Annotated in this window: 3 protein-coding genes; 1 reads left to right on the forward strand and 2 read right to left on the reverse strand. The window is 71.4% G+C overall.

Annotated features, from left to right (window positions below; all coding sequences use genetic code 11):
* On the forward strand, positions 1 to 494 hold a 494-nt coding region (locus tag FJV41_RS48460; protein ID WP_141649404.1), incomplete at its 5' end, for a site-specific integrase.
* Between the two features lie 1,046 nt (positions 495 to 1,540).
* Here FJV41_RS48460 and FJV41_RS48465 read toward each other — a convergent pair.
* Entirely contained in the window at positions 1,541 to 2,596 is a 1,056-nt protein-coding gene (locus FJV41_RS48465) for an AT hook motif domain protein (RefSeq protein WP_141649405.1), read from the reverse strand.
* A 9-nt stretch (positions 2,597 to 2,605) separates the two neighbouring features.
* Complete coding sequence (locus FJV41_RS48470; RefSeq protein WP_141649406.1) at positions 2,606 to 3,436, reverse strand: hypothetical protein; 831 nt, start codon at positions 3,434 to 3,436, stop codon at positions 2,606 to 2,608.
* Positions 3,437 to 3,587 lie beyond the last annotated feature (151 nt).

A 3,587-nucleotide genomic window follows, 5' to 3' on the forward strand; every position in this document is an offset into this window, starting at 1 on the left:
TCGCGCTGGCCTCGGGATTGCGCGAGCACGAGTTGGTCGCCCTTAACGTTGGGGACATCTTCGACGCGCGTAGCCGCGCACGTCGGCACGTGCCGCTGACTGTCTTCAAGGGCAGCCGCCGGCACCCAGGCCCCCAGGAAGTCGTCCTCTCGGACACGGTGCGCGCGAAGCTGGAGAAGCTGCTGAGCCTCAAGCGCTCGCAGGGGCACGACGTGGGTCCCCAGGCGCCGCTCTTCCTGAGCCGAAAGGGCCTGCGGCTGTCCACGCGGCAGGTGCGCCACGGCTTCGCGGTGTGGCAGCAACGCGCGGGCCTGGAGCGGCACCTGAACTTCCACGCCGTGCGCCACACCGCGTGCACCGGGGTGTACCGGCGCACGAAGGACATCCGCCTCACTCAGCGCTTCGCGCGCCAGCGCAGCATCGAGTCCACGGTCATCTACACGCACCCCTCGGACGACGAGCTGGTGCGCGTGACGCAGGACCTGCCCTGCTGATGGGGAATGCAGCCTCCGCGCTGAGCGCCCGCGAGAGCCCCTGGTTGGGCCAGGGTGCCGCGCGGAGGCGGTGAGGGGCGGACGTGCGCAACGCTCGCGCAGGCCACCCCTGGCGCAGCCGCAGCAGCCGCAGCCGGCGAAAGTGAACAGCGCGAGGCGTTCACTTACCGGGCGCAAATGAACAGGGGAGGGGTGTTCACTTTTTCGGAGCTGACCCTCTCGAAAAGGGCCCCAGGTACACGCCCCGGCGGCGCACCCCGCACGAAAGATCGCACCACCCCCCACCCTGGCGTCAGGGGTAGGCGGGGTGGGCGTGCTGGCGTCATCGGTAGGCATGGTTGCGCCCGGCCGGGGTAGGCGGTGAAGGTGACTGGGGAGGAGCTGGGCCGCGTGACGGGCGGCAGGTGGCGGCAACCTGCGGAAAGCGGCCATTGGCCTCGGCGCTTCGGCCCCTCACGAGGGCTCGTAAGCGCGCGAAACAGCGTGGGGGCAGTGACGCCGAATGGCCGCCTTTACCCATTTCCGGCCATTCGGCTCGGCTTTGGTAACGGCACACGCGCCCAGGTGCGCGCGGGGCGGAGGGCCGGGGCTTCGAGGGCGTCGTTGGGCGGCGTGGGGTTCACGAGGAAGACAAAGGCCTGCGGCCCGAAGCGCTGGGGGACACGCGCGCACGAAAGGGGCGCCACGCGGCGATAGGCGCGGTGCGCGGGGCTGAACCGGGGGGCGCGCGCCAGGTGGGCCACATGGCGGCCAGCGGAACAGGGCGTCCCGGGCCGGGGAAGTGAACGGCGCGCTGGCGTCCGGCCCGCTGGACGGAGTGTGCTTCCGGGCGCGAGTTCGGGCCGGAACTCGGACCGCGGCGCTCGAGGACCTGGTGGCTGTCCGCCCTAACCTCGCGAAACTACGAAGGCTGTGGCGCCAGGAGTGTGCATCTGCGCGCCAGGTGGAGCTCCCGGGGGAAAGTGACCAGGCGCGGCCAGGCGCGGCGAAAGTGAACGGCGAAACTGAACGCGAAAATGGCGCCGTTCACTTACCGGAGGGCGCTCTCAGTCGGGGTCGGCGGGGGGCGCGACGTCCGTGGGTGGACCCATGAGGGCGTCGTCCTTGGTGCTTCCCGGCGAGGCCGTGTCGAGGTCCTCGTCGCCGCTGCTCACTACCTCTGCGTCCACCTCGCCACGCACGGCGGGCGTCGTCTCGCGCGCCGCGCGTAGGGCCTGGGCGTGCCGGGCCTGGAGGCCCTCCAGCGAGAAGCTGGCGTGCAGCTCCTGGCGGGAGTCGGCGCCGCCTTGGACGAACTCCTTCAGGCGCACCATGGTGTTGAAGTCGGTGGGGTTGTCGACGCGCACGCGGCCCTCGGCGAGGGCCTCCTCGAAGCCGAGGAGGTAGCCGTCAATCATCTTCAGGGCGTCGTCCTTGGAGACGGCGATGGCGTTGGCGCGCAGCTCAATCAGCTTCTGGTCCGCCTTGGTGGCGATGCGGACTTTCGCCTCCTCGCGGCGGCGCAGGCAGTTGTGCTCCTTGGAGTAGGTGGCGACGAGGGAGGTGGCGACGCCGAAGCGCTCGGCCAACTCGCGGTACGAGGCGTAGTCCGTCATGGTGGAGCCGTCGGGGAGCGTCGTCACGTCGCCGAAGACGAGGGCGCGGTCCAGCTCCTGGCGCGGGAGCGCGGGCTCCTCGGACTTGCGAGGGCGGCCCGTCTTGCGCTGCGCGGGCGGCGGAGGGGGTAGCTCTTCGACAGGCGCGGGCTGCGCGGGCAGCGGAGGGGGTAGCTCTTCGACAGGCGCAGGCGGCGCGAGCTGCGCGGGCGGCGGAGGGGGTAGCGCTTCGGAAGGCGGCAGCGTCGCGCGTTGCGGGCCCGCGAGGAGGCGCTTGCGGCGGCCGAGACAGTCGTGGTGCTCGGCGTACCGGGCAATGGCGCTGTGCGCGACGCCGAAGCGCTGGGCCAACTCGCGGAAGGAGGGGAAGCGCCTCTTCACACGGCCTCGCGTGGTAGGCACCTCCTCGCCCTCGACGAGGAGTCGGTCCACTGTGTCGGGAGGAAACCGGGGGCCTTCGGCCTTGGTGGGGCGCCCCAGCTTCTTGAGGGTCTTCTTCTTCGCCATGGCCGTCCCTCAGCAGCCTCCGGAGGGCTGCGCTGCGACGTCCACCGCCTGGGTGCGCAGGCGCTGCATCAGCCGCGTGCGCTGGCGCTTCAGGCGCTGGTACGTCCTCTCGGTCTCGTCGGCGTCACCTTCGACGAGGCGGCTGACGTAGGTGCGCAGCTTCTCCCTCCGGACGACAGTGGCCATGAGGACCTCGACGTCGCTGTGCGGCAGGCTGGCCTTCGCCATTTGGACCAGCACCGCGTCCCTGCGCACGAAGCTGCGGCGGACGCTGGTCCGCCTGATGCTCTCCATCGGCGTGACAGGGCGGGTATCGGGCAGCCACGCCGCGAGCTGCTGGGGCGTGTACTTGTCGTGCTGCTCCGCGCGCTCCTTGCGCAGGTAGCGGAACACCTCGCGCGCCGTCTGCTGGCGCAGTCGGACTGCCGTCCAATCCCGCCAGCGGGGGAGGGGGAAGTTGCGCGCGACGGAGAGGAAGGTGGCGAGGACGAGCTGGTCCAGGTCCTCCTTGGGCACGCCGTTGCTGCGGAGGCGTTGGCGCAGGCGGCACAACATGGGGGCGTAGGAGGAGGCGAGGGCAGCCGTCCACGCGGGGCTGGGGGAGGCCTGCATTTCAGCCACCAGGGCCCGGGTGAGGGCTTCCCGCTCCGGGTACGTCTCCGCGCGCGCGTCAGCCATGGCGGCCAGCACCGATTCGAGCGTGGCGTGGCGCGCGAAGGCGGGCCGCCGCGTGCGCGCAGCCGCGAAGACGGCCTGGTGCCGAGGCGAGAGCGCCTCAACACGCAGCAGGCCGAGGAGGTGGCTGAAGAAGTCACTCACCGAGGACGGGCCTCCCACCACTCGCGCACCAGCTCGAGGAAGTCGTCCAACTGCATGGTGACGAGGGGCGTCTGCCCGTCGTCCTTGCACACGGCCAGCGGCCAGCGGCCCGGCGGGCACGTCTCCACCGCCTGGCGCATGGCCTCGCGGACGTTGGTGCGCTGGTGGGCCT

The organism is Myxococcus llanfairpwllgwyngyllgogerychwyrndrobwllllantysiliogogogochensis (assembly GCF_006636215.1).
GTDB classification, from domain to species: domain Bacteria; phylum Myxococcota; class Myxococcia; order Myxococcales; family Myxococcaceae; genus Myxococcus; species Myxococcus llanfairpwllgwyngyllgogerychwyrndrobwllllantysiliogogogochensis.